At 65.8% G+C, this 18,806-nt stretch carries 21 protein-coding genes; 12 read left to right on the forward strand and 9 right to left on the reverse strand.

Features of this window, described 5'->3' with window-relative positions; genetic code table 11:
* Window positions 1-5: 5 nt before the first annotated feature.
* The 11 genes from lepB (at window position 6) to ABL840_RS10190 (ending at window position 9,271) form a co-directional block, all read left to right on the forward strand.
* Window positions 6-977: a signal peptidase I gene (gene lepB / locus ABL840_RS10140; RefSeq protein WP_093205021.1), complete on the forward strand. Its 972-nt coding sequence runs from the start codon at window positions 6-8 to the stop codon at window positions 975-977.
* A gap of 42 nt (window positions 978-1,019) precedes the next feature.
* Window positions 1,020-1,388 (forward strand): DUF4845 domain-containing protein, encoded by a 369-nt coding sequence (locus tag ABL840_RS10145; RefSeq protein ID WP_093205019.1) that lies wholly within the window; start codon window positions 1,020-1,022, stop codon window positions 1,386-1,388.
* A 17-nt stretch (window positions 1,389-1,405) separates the two neighbouring features.
* Window positions 1,406-2,092 (forward strand): ribonuclease III, encoded by a 687-nt coding sequence (gene rnc / locus ABL840_RS10150; RefSeq protein WP_093205016.1) that lies wholly within the window; start codon window positions 1,406-1,408, stop codon window positions 2,090-2,092.
* 7 nt (window positions 2,093-2,099) lie between these two features.
* Complete coding sequence (era, locus tag ABL840_RS10155; RefSeq protein WP_093205013.1) at window positions 2,100-3,065, forward strand: GTPase Era; 966 nt, start codon at window positions 2,100-2,102, stop codon at window positions 3,063-3,065.
* Between the two features lie 134 nt (window positions 3,066-3,199).
* On the forward strand, window positions 3,200-3,970 hold the full coding sequence (gene recO, locus ABL840_RS10160) for a DNA repair protein RecO (protein WP_093205010.1): 771 nt from the start codon (window positions 3,200-3,202) through the stop codon (window positions 3,968-3,970).
* Entirely contained in the window at window positions 3,967-4,770 is an 804-nt protein-coding gene (locus ABL840_RS10165) for a pyridoxine 5'-phosphate synthase (RefSeq protein WP_093305643.1), read from the forward strand. The genes recO and ABL840_RS10165 overlap by 4 nt, the downstream gene beginning before the upstream one ends.
* A 13-nt stretch (window positions 4,771-4,783) precedes the next feature.
* Window positions 4,784-5,176, forward strand: a complete 393-nt coding sequence (acpS, locus tag ABL840_RS10170) for a holo-ACP synthase (RefSeq protein WP_093205005.1) — start codon at window positions 4,784-4,786, stop codon at window positions 5,174-5,176.
* Entirely contained in the window at window positions 5,173-6,252 is a 1,080-nt protein-coding gene (gene nagZ / locus ABL840_RS10175; protein WP_093305641.1) for a beta-N-acetylhexosaminidase, read from the forward strand. The genes acpS and nagZ overlap by 4 nt, the downstream gene beginning before the upstream one ends.
* A gap of 28 nt (window positions 6,253-6,280) precedes the next feature.
* A complete protein-coding gene (locus ABL840_RS10180) occupies window positions 6,281-7,633 on the forward strand; it encodes a galactosyl transferase GMA12/MNN10 family protein (protein WP_093305639.1) in 1,353 nt (450 codons plus the stop codon).
* Window positions 7,634-7,806: 173 nt separating this feature from the next.
* Entirely contained in the window at window positions 7,807-8,442 is a 636-nt protein-coding gene (locus ABL840_RS10185; RefSeq protein ID WP_143042981.1) for a class I SAM-dependent methyltransferase, read from the forward strand.
* 13 nt (window positions 8,443-8,455) lie between these two features.
* Window positions 8,456-9,271 carry a glycosyltransferase family 2 protein gene (locus ABL840_RS10190; protein ID WP_093305635.1) on the forward strand — a complete coding sequence of 272 codons (816 nt, stop codon included), beginning with the start codon at window positions 8,456-8,458 and terminating at the stop codon, window positions 9,269-9,271.
* Window positions 9,272-9,276: 5 nt separating this feature from the next.
* On the opposite strand, the gene ABL840_RS10195 is transcribed toward ABL840_RS10190, so the two are convergent.
* The 6 genes from ABL840_RS10195 to ABL840_RS10220 all read right to left on the reverse strand — a co-directional run bounded on the left by ABL840_RS10195 (window position 9,277) and on the right by ABL840_RS10220 (window position 15,072).
* The gene (locus ABL840_RS10195) at window positions 9,277-10,185 is read right to left on the reverse strand and encodes a hypothetical protein (protein ID WP_093305633.1); all 909 of its coding nucleotides are present in this window, start codon (window positions 10,183-10,185) and stop codon (window positions 9,277-9,279) included.
* 32 nt (window positions 10,186-10,217) lie between these two features.
* On the reverse strand, window positions 10,218-10,844 hold the full coding sequence (locus ABL840_RS10200) for a class I SAM-dependent methyltransferase (RefSeq protein WP_093305631.1): 627 nt from the start codon (window positions 10,842-10,844) through the stop codon (window positions 10,218-10,220).
* 95 nt (window positions 10,845-10,939) lie between these two features.
* Complete coding sequence (locus ABL840_RS10205) at window positions 10,940-11,488, reverse strand: M48 family metallopeptidase (RefSeq protein WP_093305629.1); 549 nt, start codon at window positions 11,486-11,488, stop codon at window positions 10,940-10,942.
* 2 nt (window positions 11,489-11,490) lie between these two features.
* Window positions 11,491-12,762 carry an Hsp70 family protein gene (locus tag ABL840_RS10210; protein WP_093306081.1) on the reverse strand — a complete coding sequence of 424 codons (1,272 nt, stop codon included), beginning with the start codon at window positions 12,760-12,762 and terminating at the stop codon, window positions 11,491-11,493.
* Between the two features lie 2 nt (window positions 12,763-12,764).
* Window positions 12,765-14,303 carry a lysine--tRNA ligase gene (gene lysS / locus ABL840_RS10215; protein WP_093204991.1) on the reverse strand — a complete coding sequence of 513 codons (1,539 nt, stop codon included), beginning with the start codon at window positions 14,301-14,303 and terminating at the stop codon, window positions 12,765-12,767.
* Between the two features lie 124 nt (window positions 14,304-14,427).
* On the reverse strand, window positions 14,428-15,072 hold the full coding sequence (locus tag ABL840_RS10220; RefSeq protein ID WP_240652131.1) for an LON peptidase substrate-binding domain-containing protein: 645 nt from the start codon (window positions 15,070-15,072) through the stop codon (window positions 14,428-14,430).
* A gap of 49 nt (window positions 15,073-15,121) precedes the next feature.
* On the opposite strand from ABL840_RS10220, the gene ABL840_RS10225 reads away from it, so the two are divergent.
* Window positions 15,122-15,682: a YggT family protein gene (locus ABL840_RS10225; RefSeq protein ID WP_093204985.1), complete on the forward strand. Its 561-nt coding sequence runs from the start codon at window positions 15,122-15,124 to the stop codon at window positions 15,680-15,682.
* A gap of 81 nt (window positions 15,683-15,763) precedes the next feature.
* Here the strand turns inward: ABL840_RS10225 and accD are convergent, their stop codons facing one another.
* Genes accD through trpB form a run of 3 tightly spaced genes read right to left on the reverse strand, consistent with a single transcriptional unit; the run spans window position 15,764 to window position 18,792 of the window.
* Window positions 15,764-16,636, reverse strand: coding sequence for an acetyl-CoA carboxylase, carboxyltransferase subunit beta (gene accD, locus ABL840_RS10230; protein ID WP_019654097.1), 873 nt, complete (start codon window positions 16,634-16,636; stop codon window positions 15,764-15,766).
* 24 nt (window positions 16,637-16,660) lie between these two features.
* Window positions 16,661-17,506, reverse strand: a complete 846-nt coding sequence (trpA, locus tag ABL840_RS10235) for a tryptophan synthase subunit alpha (protein WP_093305627.1) — start codon at window positions 17,504-17,506, stop codon at window positions 16,661-16,663.
* Window positions 17,506-18,792, reverse strand: a complete 1,287-nt coding sequence (gene trpB / locus ABL840_RS10240) for a tryptophan synthase subunit beta (RefSeq protein WP_093204981.1) — start codon at window positions 18,790-18,792, stop codon at window positions 17,506-17,508. The genes trpA and trpB overlap by 1 nt, the downstream gene beginning before the upstream one ends.
* Between the last annotated feature and the right edge of the window lie 14 nt (window positions 18,793-18,806).

Genomic DNA, 18,806 nt, shown 5'->3' on the forward strand with positions numbered 1-18,806 from the left:
GAAAAATGGCATTCATCACCTCCCTGGTCCTCGCGGCCTTCGCCGCCTATGTCGGCGCCTGGTACTTCAACATGATCGAAGGCAACTTCGCCTTGCTGTTGTTCGTTGCCACGGTTGTCACCGGCATCTACTGGCTGGCCGAGCGCTTCTACTTCCTGCCCCGTCGCGAGCAGGCGGCCGCAAAGCTGGAGTCCTCGCTGATCGACCGCAATGCGCGCCTGGCCGAGCAGGGCATCAAGCAGGTCGACACGGCCGATGCGAAGGCGAGCGAGCGCCTGCTGATGCAGCCCTGGTGGCTCGACTGGACCGCCGGCCTGTTCCCGGTGATCCTGGTGGTGTTCCTGCTGCGCTCGTTCCTCTACGAGCCTTTCAAGATCCCGTCGGGCTCGATGATGCCCACGCTGCTGACCGGCGACCTGATCCTGGTCAACAAGTTCACCTACGGCCTGCGCCTGCCGGTCGTCAACACCAAGATCACCGAAGGCACGCCGCTGGCGCGCGGCGACGTGGTGGTGTTCCGCTACCCGCCCAAGCCGAGCATGGACTACATCAAGCGCGTGGTCGGCATTCCCGGCGACGAGGTGGCCTACCTGAACAAGAAGCTCACGATCAACGGCCAGCCGGTTTCCAAGGCGCCGGCCGCCGACTACCTCGACAGCGAGTCGATGCGCCTGCTCAAGCAGTACGACGAGAAGCTGGGCGACAAGGAGCACAAGATCCTCAACGACGAAACCACGCCGTCGTTCATTCCCGGCGCCGGTGGCTTCAACTTCCCGGGCATCGAGAACTGCCGCTACACGGCCGAAGGGGTGGTCTGCAAAGTACCCCCCGGCAGCTATTTCATGATGGGCGACAACCGCGATAATTCGGCCGACTCGCGTTTCTGGGGCTTCGTGCCGGACAAGAACGTCGTGGGCAAGGCTTTCTTCGTCTGGATGAACTTCGGCGACCTGGGACGCATCGGTCCGTTTCAATAAACAAGCATTCATCGGCAAGCATAGTTCGAGGGGTATGAGGGCATGAGAGCACATCGGTCCGTTCGCAGCAGGGCTGCGCAGCAACGTGGCATTTCGTTCATCGGCTTGGTGTTCGTCGCGGCCGTGCTCGGGTGCCTGGGCGTGGTCATCGCGCAGGTCATCCCGACGCTGATCGAGTGGCAGGCCATCGACAAGGCCGCCAACAAGGCCAAGGAAGGCACGACCGTGCCCGAGGTGCGCGCCATCTTCGATCGCGCCCAGGCCATCGACGACTTCAAGTCGGTCAGCGGCAAGGACCTCGAAATCAAGAAGGTCGGCGACAAAGTGGTCGTGTCGTACTCGTACGAGCGCGAGATTCCGCTCTTCGGCCCGGCCTACCTGACGCTCAAGTACAAGGGCGAATCCCGCTGAACACGGCGCCTAAAAAGGTGGACGGCAGCCTCGCCGCATTGCAGGCGCGCCTGCAGCACACCTTCTCCGATCCGCGGCTGCTGCAGCTCGCGCTCACGCACCGCAGCTTCTCGGCCGACCACAACGAGCGCCTCGAGTTCCTCGGCGACTCGGTGCTGAACCTGGCGGTATCGCACCTGCTGTACATGCGCCTGTCGGCCCTGCCAGAGGGCGACCTGTCGCGCGTGCGGGCCAACCTCGTCAAGCAGGACACCCTGCACCGCCTGGCGGTGGGGCTGGCGCTGTCGCCGCTGCTGCGGCTCGGCGAAGGTGAGGCCCGCTCGGGCGGCCCGAACCGGCCATCGATCCTGGCCGACGCGCTCGAGGCGTTGATCGGCGCGGTGTATCTGGATGCCGGCTTTGCCGCTGCCCAGGCGCTGGTGCACCGGCTCTACGAGTCGGTCGAGATCAACCCGCGCATGGAAGCCGCGGCCAAGGACCCCAAGACCGAATTGCAGGAATGGCTGCAGGGTCACAAAATGAAGCTGCCGGTGTACCGCGTGGCCGCCACATTGGGCGCGGCACACAAGCAGACTTTCGATGTCGAGTGCGAAGTGCCCGAGCTGGGCTTTCGCGAACGCGGCATCGGCGGCTCGCGCCGCGCCGGCGAGCAGGCGGCGGCCGCTGCCATGTTGATCCGGCTCAAGGCACGCGGCGCCGCGTGAAATCAGAATGAACGATGCTATCAATCCCGTAGCGGAACCCGAAGACGCCGCAAGCGGCGAGGGCGCCGCTGGTCCCCAGCACTGCGGCCTCATCGCCATCGTCGGCAAGCCCAACGTGGGCAAGTCGACGCTGCTCAATGCGCTGGTCGGCCAGAAGATCAGCATCACCTCGCGCAAGGCGCAGACCACGCGCCACCGCATCACCGGCATGCGCACGCTGGGCGCCACCCAGTACGTGTTCGTCGACACGCCGGGCTTCCAGACCCTGCATGCCAACGCGCTGAACAAGTCGCTCAACAAGACCGTGCAGGGCGCGGTCGGCGACGTGGACCTGATCCTGTTCGTGGTCGAGGCCGGCAGCTTCACGCAGGCCGACGAGCGCGTGCTCAAGCTGCTCGGCAAGGGCATTCCCACGGTGCTGCTGGCCAACAAGCTGGACAACGTGCACCGTCGCGGCGACATCGCGCCCTGGCTCAAGAGCATGCAGGAGAAGCACGAGTTCGCCGAATACGTGCCGATGTCGGCCAAGAACCCGAAGGACGTCGAGCGCCTGTTCGGCATCTGCGAGAAATACCTGCCCGAGCAACCCTGGTTCTACGACGAGGACGAGCTGACCGACCGCAGCGAGAAGTTCCTCGCCGGCGAGCTGGTGCGCGAGAAGCTGTTCCGCCTCACCGGCGACGAGCTGCCCTACACCTCGACCGTCGTCATCGACAAGTTCGAGGAGGAGCCGCCGCAGAAGAAGGGCCAGAAGCGCCTGCTGCGCATCGCCGCCACCATCGTGGTCGAGCGCGATGGCCACAAGGCCATGGTGATCGGCGACAAGGGCGAGCGCATCAAGCGCATCGGCATGGAAACCCGCGTCGAGCTCGAGAAGCTGGCCGACGCCAAGGTGTTCCTCGAGCTGTGGGTGAAGGTGCGCTCGGGCTGGGCCGACGACGAAGCCCGCGTCCGCTCGTTCGGCTATGAATGAATAGGCAAACCCCCAGGCTTGCTCGCTTCGCGTAGCCGCCAATCCCCTTTGCCGGGGGCAACGCCCGCGGCCAGGCAAAGCCGGTCCCGCAGCTTTTGCCGGCCTCAAACCTCGATGCCTCATTGCGTTCTGACATGGCCACCCACCGCGTTTCGCACGAGCCGGCTTACGTCCTCCACCGCTACGACTGGAGCGAGTCGAGCCTGATCCTCGAAGTCTTCACCCGCCACCACGGGCGCATTGCGCTCGTGGCCAAGGGGGCGAAGCGGCCGAGCTCCAACTTCCGGCCGGTGCTGCTGCCGCTGCAGCCCCTGCAGGTCAACTACGGCGGCGACGCCGAGATCCGCACGCTCAAGGGCGCCGAATGGATGGGCGGGCACGTCATGCCGACCGGCGAGGCGCTGCTGTCGGGCTACTACGTCAACGAGCTGCTGCTGCGCCTGCTGGCGCGGGACGATGCCCATGAGGCGTTGTTCGACGCCTACGCCGGGGTCGTGCAGGTGCTCGCGAGCGAACACGCCGGCGCCCAGGCCGCGACCCAGGCGGCCGCGCTGCGGGCTTTCGAACTGCTGCTGCTGCGCGAAGTCGGCCTGCTGCCCTCGCTCGACGCCCAGACCCTCACGCTGGAACCGCTTGCCGCCGAAGAGCGCTACAGCCTCGTGCCCGAGGCCGGCCTGCGCCAGGCCGGTGACGACGAGGCCGCGCTGGCCGGTGCCGACTGGCTCGCCCTGCAGGCCGTGCTGGACGACCGCGCCCCATTTACTGCCACATTGCGTGAAATTGCCACCATGAGCGCCGGCGGCAACAGTGCCCTGAGAAACCAGCTGCGCGCGCTGCTCAACTACCATTGCGGCGTGTCCACGCTGCGCACGCGGCAAATGATGAGAGACCTGCAAGCACTATGAGCACTCCGGGCCAAGCCGGCACCACCGCCGCCACCTCGCTGTCCGTCAACCTCAACAAGGTCGCCCTGGTGCGCAACACGCGCCACCTGGGCATTCCAAGCGTGGTGAAGGCCGCGCAGGCCTGCCTGGCGGCCGGCGCGCACGGCATCACGGTGCACCCGCGCCCTGACGCCCGCCACATCCGCGCGCACGACGTGAGCGACCTTTCCGCGCTGCTCGCGAAGGACTGGCCGGGCGTCGAGTTCAACATCGAGGGCAATCCCTTCCAGAACCTGATGGACTTCGTGCGCACGCTGAAGCCGCACCAGGCCACCTTCGTGCCCGACAGCGAGACCCAGTCGACCAGCGACCACGGCTGGACCTTCCCCGACGACGCCGAGCGTCTGCGCCCCCTGATCGCCGAAGCCAAGGCCCTGGGCGTGCGCGTCAGCCTGTTCATGGACCCGATTCCCGAGATGATGGCCGCCGTCAAGGCCGTGGGCGCCGACCGGGTCGAGCTCTACACCGAAGGCTACGCGGCCTCTCGCGGCACCCCGAACGAGCAGGCAGTGCTCGCACGCTATGCCGAGTCGGCGCGCGCCGCCATCGCGGCGGGCCTGGGCGTCAATGCCGGGCACGACCTGAGCCGGGACAACCTCACGGCCTTCCTGCGCACCGTGCCGGGTGTACAGGAGGTGTCCATCGGCCATGCCTTCGTCGCCGACGCGCTCGAGCTCGGCTACACGGCCGCCACGCGCGACTACCTGCGCTGCATCGCCGAGGCGCGCCAGCAGCAGCAACAGCAGCAACAACAACAATGAACGCCGGCGCCGCATGATCTACGGCATTGGCACCGACATCTGCGACCTGCGTCGCATCGCCGCGACCTTCGAGCGCCAGGGCGAGCGCTTTGCCCGCAAGGTGCTGAGCGACGCCGAATTCAAGGTCTGGCAGGCCCGCAGCGCGCGCTGGCCGAAGCGCGGCCTGAGCTACCTGGCGACCCGCTTCTCCGCCAAGGAGGCCTTCAGCAAGGCCATCGGGCTGGGCATGCGCATGCCCATGAGCTGGCGCCTGTGCGAGATCGCCAACCTGCGCAGCGGCAAGCCCGTCATCGTGCTGCATGGCGGCCTGAAGGACTGGTTCGAGGCCCAGGGCCTCACCGCCCACGTGACCGTGACCGACGAAACCGAATACGCCGCGAGCTTCGTGGTGGTGGAGAAGATATGACCGCCGGGCCTGCCGACCGCCCCCACGCGCCGCTGATCGTCGATGTCGCGGGCACCGAGCTCACCGCCGCCGACCGCCGCCGCCTCGCCGACCCGCTCGTCGGCGGCGTGATCCACTTCGCCCGCAACTGGCAAAGCCGAGCGCAGATGACCGCGCTCAACGCCGAGATCAAATCGATCCGGCCCGACATGCTGATCTGCGTCGACCACGAGGGCGGACGGGTGCAGCGCTTTCGCACCGACGGCTTCACCCACCTGCCGTCGATGCGCGCGCTCGGCGAGCTCTGGATGCGCGACGCCATGCGCGCCACCCAGGCCGCCACGGCAGTGGGGCAGGTGCTCGCGGGCGAACTGCGCGCCTGCGGCGTCGACTTCAGCTTCGCGCCGGTGCTCGACCTCGACTACGGCGGCAGCAGCGTGATCGGCAACCGCAGCTTCCACCGCGACCCGCGCGTGGTCGCGCTGCTGGCCAAGAGCGTGATGCACGGCATGCTGCAGATGGGCATGCGCAACTGCGGCAAGCACTTTCCGGGGCACGGCTTCGTGCAGGCCGACTCGCACGTCGAGATCCCGGTGGACAAGCGCGGCCTCAAGGCCATCCTGGCCGACGACGCGAAGCCGTACGACTGGCTGTCGGGCTCGCTCGCGGCCGTGATGCCGGCGCATGTGATCTATCCGAAGGTCGACAAGCGGCCGGCGGGGTTTTCGTCGAAGTGGCTCGGAGAGATCCTGCGAAAGCGCTTCGGTTTCGATGGGGCGGTGTTCAGCGATGACCTGAGCATGGAGGCGGGGCGCTACATCGATGGCGAGCTGCTCAGTTTTACCGATGCGGCGCTGGCGGCGCTGGAGGCCGGGTGCGACATGGCGTTGCTGTGCAATCAGAGCATTGGCGATGGACGCCTGCTCGACGAATTCCTGGAAGGTTTCGAGGCTGCCGCACGCGCAGGCCGGTGGCAGCCGGACGTGAGCAGTGAAGCGCGCCGACGGGCGCTGCTGCCGCAATGCGCTTCGCCCGATTGGCAGATGCTCGTTGCTTCGCGCGCGTACCGCGATGCAAGGCGGATGGCGGACGTCTGAGAGCCGCCCAACCGACCCGAAGCCTGTCATGCCCTTGTGCCTCAGCCTCTTCCATCGCATGGACGAGGCCGTGTTGCTCAACCACGCGCATTACTGCCGCCTGTTCGGCTATCCGCACCAATGGGTCGAGAGCGACAGGCTGATTCATCCGGCGCTGCGTGCCAGTGCCAAGTACAGCCAGATCCTGCGGCACCTGCGTTCGCTTGCCGAAGGCGACTGGCTGTTGTTCCTCGATGGCGACTCCGTGGTCTTCCATCCCGTGGCAGTCGATGCCCTGATGCAGGGGCGCGACCTGCTTGTCGTCGAAGGCCCGAGGCCTGAAGGGCAGCCCGGCCCGGCCATGACGAACATGATGGTCGTGCGCAACACCCAGGTCAATCGCGCGCTGCTGCACCAATTGATCGTGGATGCGGGTCATGTCGTCGCGCTGGAGTCCGACCGGCTCGACGAAGCCGCGCGGCTTCGTCCGGCGGGCCTGCTGCTCGAGTGCAACGGAGTGCTGGCCGATATCTACGTCAACGTGTCGTGGCGCATTGCGCAATGGCATGACGCGCGGGTCTTCGTGGTCAACCTGGCTTCGCCACCGGCGCCATTGCCCGGTGGTGGATGGCGCGACGAGATCCTGCACGACGCGCACCTGCAAGCCTTGCTGGTGCGGGAGGTCAACGGCGCCCTGATGCACGGACGGCCCGTGCTGCAGCCGCCCCGGTACCCAGCGCTCGGCAACGAGCCGCTGAGCAGCGTCAATCCTGGCTCACGCATCGCGTTCGTGACGCTCTACACCCATCATGTCGAAACCTACGCAAGGGTGTCCGAGCACAACGTGCGCCGCTACAGCGAAAGGCACGGGTACGCGTACCACGTGTACCGCGAGATTCCTGAGGGGATCGGGCCGGGCATCAACGGCTCCTGGGTCCGGACTTGGCTGTTGCAGCAGCATCTGGCGGATCACGACTGGGTGATCTGGGTCGATGCAGACGTCCTTTTCTTCAACCAGTCCCGCCCGATCGAACCCCTGCTGGAGGGGCGCGACCTGCTGCTGGCCAAGGACGTGGGCGCCTGGCTGTTCAATTCGGGCGTGATGGGATTCCGCAATACGCCGCGCAACCTCGAACTGCTGGCTCGCATCTGGTCGCGCATCGGTGAGGTGGCCGACAAGTCGGGTGTCTACAGCAGCATGGGCGACCAGTACTACACCAACGAGGTGCTGAAGCAGGAAGGGCTGCTGGACGAAGGCAGCGTACTGGACAACCTGAGCATCAACACGCCACCCCTGCTCGCAAGCGGGGACACGCTGCTCGTGCACTTCGTGAGCCTCGCTGAGCCTTACCGGTCGGTGTACATGGCGGCGATGGATGCCGCGTCGCAGCAGATCTGGTAACGGGGCTGACCGGCCTGCCGCAGAAGCAAGCAGTCGGCGCTTTTGCGAACAAGCTGGCAGATATGCCCGGCAAGCCGGTTGCACCGTCCTGTAAAGTCAAATGTCTTAAATCAAGAAGTCTCGGGGGGCATTTCATGGCGCATATCGGGGAATCCTGGCTGACTTTCGACAGCTTGACGCAGCACGTCGTCAAGGCGATCAATCCGAGGCGCATCCTGGACATCGGTGCGGGGGGCGGCAAATACGGCACCTTGCTCAAGAACATCGTGCCCGAATGCGAGCTGACCGCGCTGGAGTGCGACGAAATGGCGTTTCCCCAACTGCGCGAGGTCGGCTACCACCAGATTCTCCAGATCACGGCCGACAAGCTCTACGAGCGCAGCGGCGAGCTTTACGACGTGGTGATCCTGGGCGATGTCATCGAGCACATGCTCCATTCGCAGGGCCGTGACCTGCTCGAATTCCTCAACTACCGGTCGCGCTATCTCATCGTCTCCACGCCGGAGTGCATGCCGATGAGCCGTCCCATCTTCTTCGAAGGCCACAACTCGCTGTGGCGCCCGGACTCCTTCGCCTGGCATGACTACTGGGCACACCAGCAGTGCGGCGTGATGCATTTCTATCTGCTCAGGGGGCACGACAACTGGGCCGGACCCGGCCTGGCCGAGGTGGTGGGCGCAGTCAACGGCGCAGGGATCTTCAACGAGCATTCCAGCGGCCGCAAGGAGCCCGTCAACCTGACGATCCGCGATACGCGCTACAAGGAGGCGACCGACGAGCACAATTTCGTGCTGTACCGCCCCTTCTGATGGAAGTTGTCTCATGGCCGAAGAAGCTGCAGAAAAGATCTCCCTTCGCGACGTCGACATCATCGTCTCGTACAGGGAGGCGACCGAGGAGCGGCGCGAGAATCTCTACGCCGTGCTGGCGCATCTGGCCTGCACCTATACCGACTACCGGCTGTGGTTGATGGAGGCTGCACCAGTCCCGCGCTTCGATTGGCAGCGGCTGGGCGATCCCAGGATCCGCCACGTCTTCATTCATCATGAAGGGCCGTTTCCCAAGTCGATGCTCTACAACGCCGGCGTCCGGCTGGCGCGCAGCCCCGTGATCTGTTTTCATGACGCCGACTCCATCGCCCAGCCCCAGGCGCTGCGCATCTGCGTCGACGGGCTGCTCGACGGTGATGGAAGCGACGCGATGTGCCCCTACTGGAACGTCATCAACGTCACCGGCGAACTGAAGCAGGGCTTCATGGATACGCCTGACTTCGGCCGGCTCGCCGCGATCGACCCGCAGCAGCTTCCCCCGGACGCGGGCATTCTTTACTCGAATGCCAACGGCGGCATCGTGCTGTTCAAGCGCAGCGAGTACATCCGGGTCGGCGGCTACAACGCGCGTCTCGAAGGGTGGGGCGGTGAGGACGACGAACTGCTGCGCCGTGCGGGCAGGATGGGTGTGCGCTGGCACTCCCTTGCCGTGCCGATGTTTCACCTGCATCACGACTCGGGTTCGCGCACGGAGCTGATCGAGAGCATCCGCGACACGGAGAACCTGCGGGCGCCGCAGGCCATCGAGGGCATGTCCCAGGAAGAGGTCGAGGCGCTGGTACGCGAACTGTCCGCCTTCTTCAACTGAGCGGATCAGCGCGGAGCGCCAGCCTCGAGCACTTTGGCGCGCCACGCAAAGAACGCGTCGAGCGCAGGGCCCAGCACGGCTGTTTGGCTGTGCGCACTGAAGGCCTCGAAGCCCCGGTGCGCCAGCCGTTGTCGCAGTTGTGGGGCGCTCATGAGCATCACGGCCATGTCAGCCAGGTGATCGCAAGAGACGCCCGCGACGGCTTGTCGCAGCTCCGGATAGAAGATCTCGCTGTCCGCGTAGAGTTCGCACAGCACGGCCTTGCGCTGCCTGAAAAGCATTGCGAGCCTCGGTATCTCGACGATGCGGGAGTTATCGAAGAAGTGCATGTTGAGCACCAGCTTCGCGCGCCGGATCATCAGGTTGCGATGCGTTGTTTCCCACAGCACGTTGTCATTGCAGACCACGTGCAGCCCCTTTCTTCGCATGGCACCAATGACCTGCGCTCGCCGCTGGCTCAGCGAGCCGAAGAAGAGCACGTCGATGTCCTGCAGGGCTTCGGGGAGCATGTCTTCGACCCGAAGATTGTCTCCGGACTCTTCTTCATAGCCTAGCGGGACGTGGTGGCCGTTGGGAATTCCCAGCTCGGCGTAGCGGACCAGATTATGCTGGCTGTAGTCCCAGACGTAATGGTTTCGCAGCAGCGTCAAGTAGGACTCGTTGAACGCCTGCGAGCCTGCGACGAGCTGCTCGAAGTTCAGCACGATGCAGTTGGCGCCCATGCCTTGCAGGGTCTCCGGAGCGAGGTGGTGTGCGAAACAGACGATGTTGATGGCGTCATGGCGCACGGCGGCGTGCTCGGTGCTGACCTCGTACCCGAGCTTCCTGGCGGCGACGACGAAGGTGGCCACCACGTCGCCGACCATGTGCGGCTCCGCAAGCGAGGTGAAATGAAGCGGTACCGGGCGTTCCATCCTGAGTGCTGCTTGTTTTCGGCGGTCGCCGACTACTGCAGGCCCAGGATATTCCGCTTGTGATAGTAGTCGGAGAGCGCGGCCTTGAGCTCGGTCGCCTTCTGGATCGTCTCCGGTGACGCATCCTTGCCCAGGCCGAAGAAGTAGAGGTCGTGGCTGGTATGGTCGTAGTAGAACGACCAGACCGAGAACCAGGCGTCACACGGAATGATCGCCTTGAAGTCATCTTCGACTAGGTTCCGGTAGTAGTTCTGGTTGTTCTGCATAGTCAGCGGCGAATCGGTCGGGGCATATTCGACCGTGCCGTGCTGCCTCCGCCCCGTGGTGGCGCAGGTCATCACGACGATGCCGGATTCCTTGACCAGCCGGAGCATGTTGAGCCAGGTCTTGCGCCAACCGGGGTTGTGTTCCATGGCCTCGCACGAGATCACCACGTCGAACTCGTTGGCCTTGCCGCCGTAGTCCTCACCGTAGCAGACGAGATCGACACCATTGCCTTCGCCCACGTCCAGTCCGATGTACTCGCACTCCTCGAAGTAGGTGCGAACGGAGCCGTTGATGTCCAGGCTACCGATCTCGAGAACCTTTCTGCGCTGGAAGAATTCGCCCAGGAATTGCTTGATACCGCCTACGAAGAACAGTTGCTGGGGATGCGACATGGCGGGCCTTCGGAGCGGAAAGCCGGCAGTTTAGTAGCTGGCCTGGCTGAATTTCGTGGAGTGGACCCAACTGCCAAGCGTTGTTGGGGAAAAGTTTACAAACTCCCCTGAGGCTGTACCCGGGTCTCGCTGCGGCCCTCGGCGCTCCACAGCCTGGGGCCACCGGTTTCCAGATGGGTCAGGTACAGCCGCAGGTCGAATTCGAGTTGTCCGTAGTCCGGCTCCATATGCGTGCACAACGCATAGAAGGCCTTGTCGTGATCCCGCTCCTTCATGTGCGCCAACTCGTGCACAACAATCATCCTCAGCCACGCCAGCGGCACCTCCTTGAACAGGCTCGCCACCCGGATTTCGCGCTTGGCCTTGAGCTTGCCGCCCTGCACGCGCGACACCGTGGTGTGCGTGCCCAGGGCATTGCGGATCACGTGCAGCTTGTTGTCGAACATCACCTTCGACAGCGGCTCGGCCTTGCGCATGAACTCGCTCTTGAGCTCGGTCACATACTCGTAGAGCGCCCGGTCGTTCTGGATGTCGTGCACGCCCTCCGGGTAGCGTTGGCCGAGCAGGGCGCCGAGCTTGTCCCCGGCGATCAGCTGGCGGACCTGTTCCAGCAGGGGCGCCGGATAGCCAGCCAGGTATTTCATCGTCAGGCCCCGAGCTGCGTGCTGGCCGCGCAGGCCAGTCCCGTCGCCACGCCACCGAACAGGTCGCCCTCGACCAGGTTCACGCCCGCGAAGCTCCTGCGCAATGCGTGCTGGAACGGCCGCAGTGCGGAAGAACCGCCGGTGAGGTAGATCGCGTCGAGGTCGCCGCTGCGCAGGCCCGCGCGCTTGACGCAGGCGTGCGCGCATGCGATCACGTTTTCCAGCGGGGAGGCCAGCTGCTCTGCCATGTCGGCGGGTGAGAGCGAAACCGTCAGGCCGCGCTCGGCACATCCGAGGTCGATGGCCGTCGGCGCGTCGCTCAGGGAGACGTCGATCTTGGCCGTTTCTACCGCGCTCGCGATACGGTGGCCGTGGCGTTCCTCGAGCACGGCCATCAGCCGGTCGTGCAGCCGCGTGTCGCTGTAGCTGGTGCGCAGATCCTTCGCCTGCCGCACCGCCTTGGCGGCGTAGAGCCAGTTGATCAGGTGCCACGAAGACAGTTCGAAGAACACCTTGCTGGGTACCTCGCGCCCCTGCGGGCCGTGGTGGCGGAAGCCGAATTGCGGCATCACGCGCTCGAGGTTCAGGCGCTGGTCGAAGTCGGTACCGCCAATGTGCACGCCGCTGGTGGCCAGCACGTCGTCGCTGCGATCCTCTCGCGCGACACGCTCGGGGCCGACGCGCACGACGGTGAAGTCGGAGGTGCCGCCGCCGATGTCGACGATGAGCACGATCGACTCCTTGGCAACGCGCTGTTCGTAGTCGAAGGCGGCCGCGATGGGTTCGAGCTGGAAGGCAATCTCGCGAAAGCCCGCGGCGCGCGCTGCGACGCGCAGGCTTTCTTCGGCACGCTCGTCGCGCTTGGGGTCGTCGTCCACGAAATGCACCGGGCGGCCAATCACCACGCGTTCGGGCGTCTGGCCCAGCTCGCGGCTGGCGCGCACGGCCAGCTCGCGCAGGAAGCGTGCGATGATGTCCTCGAAGCTCACGAGGCCATCGTGGATGGCCGTTTTCTCCTGCATCAGCGCGCTGCCGAGCAGGCTCTTGAGCGAGCGCATCAGCCGGCCCTCGGTGCCCGAGAGGTACTGGCCGATGGCGTCGCGGCCGAAGTGCGTCGTGCGGTCTTCGGCGTTGAAGAAGATCGCGGTGGGCAGGGTGGTGGCCGTGCCCTCGATGGGCAGCAGGCGTGCTTCGCCGTCGACCCGGCAGGCGACGGCGGAGTTGGAGGTGCCGAAGTCGATGCCGATCGTCGGCAACGACGACGGTGCCTTCACGATCAAGATTCCCTGCGCAGCGCCGGGAACAGGATCACGTCGCGGATGCTCGGCGAATCGGTCAGCAGCATCATCAGCCGGTCGATGCCGATGCCGCAGCCGCCGGTGGGCGGCATGCCGTATTCGAGGGCGCGCACGAAGTCGTGGTCGTAGTACATGGCCTCGTCGTCGCCGCTGTCCTTGGCGGCCACCTGCGCGTTGAAGCGCGCGGCCTGGTCCTCGGCGTCGTTCAGCTCGCTGAAGCCGTTGCCGAACTCGCGGCCGGTGATGTACAGCTCGAAGCGCTCGGTGACCTCGGGGCGCTCGTCGTTGGCGCGCGCCAGCGGCGAGATCTCGGTCGGGTGCTCCATGATGAAGGTCGGCTGCCAGAGCTTCTCTTCGACGGTTTCCTCGAAGTACATCACCTGCAGGCTGGCGAGGCTGCGCTGCGAGAGCTTGTCCTTCTCTTCGCTCAGGCCGATCTTGCGCAGGGCGTTGATGAGCCAGGCGCCGTCGTCGACACCGTCGCCCGCGTCGGTGTACTTCAGGATCGCTTCGCGGATCGTCAGGCGCTCGAACGGCTGCGTCAGGTCGACCGGCTTGCCCTGGTAGGTGAGCTGCTGCGTGCCCACGGCCTTGTCGGCGATGGTGCGGATCAGCGTCTCGGTGAAATCCATCAGGTCGCGGTAGTTCCAGTAGGCCGCGTAGAACTCCATCATCGTGAACTCGGGGTTGTGCCGCACCGAGATGCCCTCGTTGCGATAGCTCCGGTTGATCTCGAACACGCGCTCGAAGCCGCCGACGATCAGGCGCTTGAGGTACAGCTCGGGCGCGATGCGCAGGAACATCTCCTGGTCGAGCGCGTTGTGGTGCGTCTTGAAGGGCTTGGCGTTCGCGCCGCCCGGAATCGGGTGGAGCATGGGCGTCTCGACTTCGAGGAAGCCGTTGCCCACCATGAACTCGCGCAGGGCGCTCACGGCCTTGCTGCGTGCGGTGAAGCGCACGCGCGCCGTCTCGTCGGTGATCAGGTCGACATAGCGCTGGCGGTACTTCTGCTCCTGGTCGGCCATGCCGTGGAACTTGTCGGGCAGCGGACGCAGGCTCTTGGTGAGCAGGCGCAGCTTCGTGACCTTGACCGACAGCTCGCCGGTCTTGGTCTTCATCAGCGTGCCTTCCGCACCGAGGATGTCGCCCAGGTCCCAGCGCTTGAACTCCGCATACGTTTCCTCGCCGACAGCGTCGCGCGTCACGTAGAGCTGGATGCGGCTGGTGGCGTCCTGCAGGGTGGCGAAGCTGGCCTTGCCCATCACGCGCTTGAGCATCATGCGGCCGGCCACGCTGACTTCGACAGCCTGCGCTTCGAGCGCTTCGGACTCGGTGGCGCTGTGCGCCTCGACGAGTGCGGCGGCGCGGTGGCCCGGCTTGAAATCGTTGGGGAACGCAACGCCCTTGCCCTCGGCCTGTGCCGTGCGCAGCAGCTTGAGTTTTTCGCGACGTTCGGCGATGAGCTGGTTTTCGTCGACGGGGGGCGGGGGAGGCGGGGAGTTCTTTTGATCGGACATGGGAGGCGGGTGGCGCGCAACCGGGAGCGTGCGCGGGGCTGGCATTTTAGCCGATCGGCTTCGAATAAAACCCGCCCCCAGCGCCCGTCAATCCTGCGGGATGAGCTACAAAAAGGATAGCGATCTATTCAGTGATGCCGGTGCGTGCGAGCAGATCGCTGACCAGCTCCAGTCGCATCAGCGGGCTGTCGAGCTCCATCAGGCGCTGCCGCAGCTCGAGCTGCATCGGCACCAGTTCGCACCAGCGGTTGGCCACCCAGCCGCAATCGTCGAAGCGGTAGGGCTCGGCAATGGGCAGCCGCACCGATCCGCCTTGCGCGCGGCGCCGCTCCTCGAGGGTGCCGACCAGGCGCTGCAACGCGGTGGACGTGTGCCGCAGGTCGTCGGGAATCTCGAGCGCGACGTCGTCGTTCACGGCCTCGACCTCGGCGACCCAGAGGCCGTGTTTCTGCAGCTCGTTGCTGCGAACGCGAAAACGCTGCGTGCCGATGCACTCGATCTGCAGCAGGCCGCTTTGCGGCGACTCGAACTCGCGGATCGTGGCCAGCGTGCCGATGGCGGCGAAGCTCTCGGCGTCGGCGCCGGCCTTGCGAACTTCGCTGCCGCTGGTGAGGCTCACCACGCCGAAGGGGGCGTCGGCCTTGCGGCACTTGCCGATCATGTCGAGATAGCGAACCTCGAAGATGCGCAATGGAAGAAGGCCGCCGGGAAAGAGCACCGTACCGAGCGGGAACAATGGCAGTGAATGCAAAAGGGGTTGTGTCGTCATCGAAAAGCCTTGCGTGGCTATCATCGCATTCCCCTCACGGCCGCGCCTCATGCTCTACCAGATTCCCTCGTTCCTTCTCGACGTGATCGTCGGTCTGCTCGGCGGCGCCTGCCTGCTGCGCCTGTACATGCAGTACCACCGAGTGCCCTTCGGCAACCCGCTCGGGCGCTTCGTGTTCGCCATTACCGACTGGATCGTGCTGCCGCTGCGGCGCATCGTGCCCGCGGTGAAGCGCTGGGACCTGGCCAGCCTGATCGCGGCATGGCTGCTGGTGATGCTGAAGTTCCTGCTGCTGTGGCTGCTGGTCGGCAACCTGGGGCGCATCGCGACCCTGCCGCTGGTGTCGCTGGTGGGGCTGATGCAGCTGGCCATCTCGGGGCTGACCGCGCTGCTGGTGGTCTATGCGGTGCTGTCGTGGATTCCGGGCGCGTCGCCGATGCTGCTCGACCTGATCTCCCGCCTGGCCGAGCCGCTGGTGCGGCCGTTCCGCCGCTTCATTCCGCTGATCGGCGGGGTCGACCTGTCGCCGCTCGCTGCCATCGTGGTGCTGCAGGTGATCGCGATCGTGCTGGGCAACCTGCTGGTGTTTGCGTATCAGCTGACCTTCTGAGTTCCTGAACCCCAAACCCAAACAAAAGGGCCCGGATGCATCGCACCCGGGCCTTTTTTTGCCTTGATTGCCGTTCGTTCTTCAGCTCACCGCATCGGCCGGCTGGCGCAGCAGCATCGCCAGCGTGTTGGCGATCGTCTTGCGCAGTTCGCGGCGGTCGCTGATGAAGTCGATGGCGCCCTTGGTCTGCAGGAACTCGGCGCGCTGGAAGCCTTCGGGCAGCGTCACGCGCACGGTCGATTCGATCACGCGCGGGCCGGCGAAGCCGATCAGCGCCTTGGGCTCGGCGATCACCACGTCGCCCACGAAGGCGAAGCCGGCCGACACGCCGCCCATGGTCGGGTCGGTCAGCACGCTGATGTAGGGCAGGCCCTTCTTCGCCAGGCGCGTGAGCGCGGCATTGGTCTTGGCCATCTGCATCAGCGAGAGCAGGCCTTCCTGCATGCGCGCGCCGCCGGTGGCGGTGAAGCAGATGAACGGCACCTTCTGCTCGATGGCGGTCTCCACGCCGCGCACGAAGCGCTCGCCGACCACACTGCCCATGGAGCCGCCCATGAACTCGAACTCGAAGCAGGCCACGACCACGCTGATGCTGTGCACCGAGCCGCCCATGACGACCAGCGCGTCGGTCTCGCCGGTGTTTTCCAGTGCTTCCTTCAGGCGCTCGGGGTACTTGCGGCTGTCCTTGAACTTCAGGGCGTCGACCGGCAGCACTTCCTGGCCGACTTCGTAGCGGCCCTCGGCGTCGAGGAACGCATCGAGCCGCGCGCGGGCGCCGATGCGGTGGTGGTGGCTGCAGCTGGGGCAGACGTTCTGGTTGTGCTCGAGGTCGGTCTTGTACAGAACGGTCTCGCAGGCGGGGCACTTGATCCACAGGCCCTCGGGCACCTGGCGGCGCTCGGACGGGTCGGTTTGGGCGATCTTGGCGGGTAGCAGTTTTTCAAGCCAGCTCATGGGGGCTCCTTGTGTTGGCGGTGATTATCGACCAGCCGCGTTCTTGGCCGTCGCGGCGGGCAGGGCGTCGAGCGCCTCGCGGATGCCCGCGAGGAATTCGTGCACCGCCGGCACGACTTTTTCGCGGGGCTGGTCTTCGATGAGTTGAATGATCTTGGTGCCGATGACGACCGCATCGGCGGTCGAGCCGACCGCCTGTGCGGTGCGCGCGTCGCGGATGCCGAAGCCCACACCGACCGGAATGCTCACGTGCTCGCGGATGCGCGGGATCATCCGGCCGACGGCCTCGGTGTCGAGGTGGCCGGCGCCCGTCACGCCCTTGAGCGACACGTAGTAGACATAGCCGCTGGCGATGCGCGCGACCTGCGCCATGCGCTCGTCGGTGCTGGTGGGGGCCAGCAGGAAGATCAGGTCGATGCCGGCGGCCTTGAGTTCGGCGGCGAAGTCCTCGCACTCTTCCGGCGGGTAGTCGACCACCAGCAGGCCGTCGACGCCGGCCGCGGCCGCGTCGCGGATGAAGGACTTCTTGCCGTGCACGAGGTCGTAGCGCTCGACCGGGTTGGCATAGCCCATCAGCACCACCGGCGTGGTCGTGTCCGTCTTGCGGAAGGCCGCGACGATGGCGAGCACCTGCTTCATGCCCACGCCCAGCGCCAGCGCGGCTTCGCCGGCCTTCTGGATCACGGGGCCGTCGGCCATGGGGTCGGAAAAAGGCACGCCCAGTTCGATCACGTCGGCGCCGGCCTCGACCATGCCGTGCATCAGCTCGGGCGTGATGTCGGCGAAGGGGAAGCCCGCGGTCACGTACGGAATGAGGGCCCGGCGGCCGTCTTTCTTCAGGGCCTCGAAGGTGGCTGCAATGCGGCTCATCACTTGCCTCCCTTCACGCTCAGTCCGCGCATCGAGGGGCGGTCGTAGAAATCGACGCCCGACAGGTCGGCGACGGTGCCGATGTCCTTGTCGCCGCGGCCCGAGAGGTTCACCAGGATCGACTGGTCGGGGCGCATGGTCTTCGCGAGCTTCAGCGCGTGGGCCACGGCGTGGCTGGATTCGAGCGCGGGAATGATGCCCTCCGTGCGGCACAGGTAGTGGAAGGCGTCCAGCGCCTCGGTGTCGGTGATGCCGACGTACTCGGCGCGGCCGATGTCGGCCAGGTACGCGTGCTCGGGGCCCACGCCGGGGTAGTCGAGGCCCGCGCTGATGCTGTGGGTCTCGGTGATCTGGCCGTCCTCGTTCTGCAGCAGGTAGGTGCGGTTGCCGTGCAGCACGCCGGGGCTGCCGCGCAGGATGGAAGCCGAGTGCTTGCCGCTGTCGAGCCCTTCGCCTGCCGCCTCGACGCCGATCAGGCGCGTGCCCGCGAACGGGATGTAGGGATGGAAGATGCCCATGGCGTTGCTGCCGCCGCCCACGCAGGCGATCACCACGTCGGGCTGCTTGCCCTCGGCTTCGCCTGTGATGCCGTCGGCCGCGAGCATGGCCGGCATCTGCTCGATGCACTCGGTGCCGATCACGCTCTGGAAGTCGCGCACCATCGTCGGGTAGGGGTGCGGGCCGGCGACGGTGCCGATGATGTAGAAGGTGTTCTCGACGTTCGTGACCCAGTCGCGCATCGCTTCGTTGAGCGCGTCCTTCAGCGTCTTGCTGCCGGACTCGACGGGCACCACGGTCGCGCCGAGCAGGTTCATTCGATAGACGTTGGGGCTCTGGCGCTTCACGTCCTGGCTGCCCATGTAGACCACGCATTCGAGGCCGTAGCGTGCGCAGATGGTGGCGGTGGCCACGCCGTGCTGGCCGGCGCCGGTCTCGGCGATGACGCGGGGCTTGCCCATGCGCCGCGCGAGCATCGCCTGGCCGATCACGTTGTTGATCTTGTGGGCGCCGGTGTGGTTCAGGTCTTCGCGCTTCAGGTAGATCTGCGCGCCGCCCATTTCGCGGCTGGTGCGCGCCGCGTGATAGATCGGCGAGGGGCGGCCGACGAAGTGCTTGAGCTCGTAGTGGAATTCCGCGAGGAACGCCGGATCGTCCTTGAACTTCGCATACGCATCGCGCAGTTCGTTGATCGCGTGGGTGAGCGTCTCGCTCGCGAAGGTGCCGCCGTAGTTGCCGAAGTGGCCGGTGGCGTCGGGTTGCTGGTAGTCCTGGAATTGGCTTTGCATGGTTCTCGATCGGT

Source organism: Variovorax sp. NFACC27 (assembly GCF_048301545.1).
Classification (GTDB): Bacteria; Pseudomonadota; Gammaproteobacteria; order Burkholderiales; family Burkholderiaceae_C; genus Variovorax; species Variovorax gossypii.

Bases quoted from the DNA above. Each gene is read 5' to 3' on its own strand.
- ABL840_RS10180 (WP_093305639.1), top strand. From the start codon at position 6,281: ATGCCCTTGTGCCTCAGCCTCTTCCATCGCATGGACGAGGCCGTGTTG.
- recO (WP_093205010.1), top strand. From the start codon at position 3,200: ATGGCCACCCACCGCGTTTCGCACGAGCCGGCTTACGTCCTCCACCGC.
- era (WP_093205013.1), top strand. From the start codon at position 2,100: ATGAACGATGCTATCAATCCCGTAGCGGAACCCGAAGACGCCGCAAGC.
- ABL840_RS10195 (WP_093305633.1), bottom strand. From the start codon at position 10,185: ATGGAACGCCCGGTACCGCTTCATTTCACCTCGCTTGCGGAGCCGCAC.
- lysS (WP_093204991.1), bottom strand. From the start codon at position 14,303: ATGTCCGATCAAAAGAACTCCCCGCCTCCCCCGCCCCCCGTCGACGAA.
- ABL840_RS10190 (WP_093305635.1), top strand. From the start codon at position 8,456: ATGGCCGAAGAAGCTGCAGAAAAGATCTCCCTTCGCGACGTCGACATC.
- ABL840_RS10200 (WP_093305631.1), bottom strand. From the start codon at position 10,844: ATGTCGCATCCCCAGCAACTGTTCTTCGTAGGCGGTATCAAGCAATTC.
- ABL840_RS10205 (WP_093305629.1), bottom strand. From the start codon at position 11,488: ATGAAATACCTGGCTGGCTATCCGGCGCCCCTGCTGGAACAGGTCCGC.
- trpA (WP_093305627.1), bottom strand. From the start codon at position 17,506: ATGAGCCGCATTGCAGCCACCTTCGAGGCCCTGAAGAAAGACGGCCGC.
- accD (WP_019654097.1), bottom strand. From the start codon at position 16,636: ATGAGCTGGCTTGAAAAACTGCTACCCGCCAAGATCGCCCAAACCGAC.
- ABL840_RS10225 (WP_093204985.1), top strand. From the start codon at position 15,122: ATGCTCTACCAGATTCCCTCGTTCCTTCTCGACGTGATCGTCGGTCTG.
- acpS (WP_093205005.1), top strand. From the start codon at position 4,784: ATGATCTACGGCATTGGCACCGACATCTGCGACCTGCGTCGCATCGCC.
- trpB (WP_093204981.1), bottom strand. From the start codon at position 18,792: ATGCAAAGCCAATTCCAGGACTACCAGCAACCCGACGCCACCGGCCAC.
- ABL840_RS10145 (WP_093205019.1), top strand. From the start codon at position 1,020: ATGAGAGCACATCGGTCCGTTCGCAGCAGGGCTGCGCAGCAACGTGGC.
- nagZ (WP_093305641.1), top strand. From the start codon at position 5,173: ATGACCGCCGGGCCTGCCGACCGCCCCCACGCGCCGCTGATCGTCGAT.
- lepB (WP_093205021.1), top strand. From the start codon at position 6: ATGGCATTCATCACCTCCCTGGTCCTCGCGGCCTTCGCCGCCTATGTC.
- ABL840_RS10165 (WP_093305643.1), top strand. From the start codon at position 3,967: ATGAGCACTCCGGGCCAAGCCGGCACCACCGCCGCCACCTCGCTGTCC.
- ABL840_RS10220 (WP_240652131.1), bottom strand. From the start codon at position 15,072: ATGACGACACAACCCCTTTTGCATTCACTGCCATTGTTCCCGCTCGGT.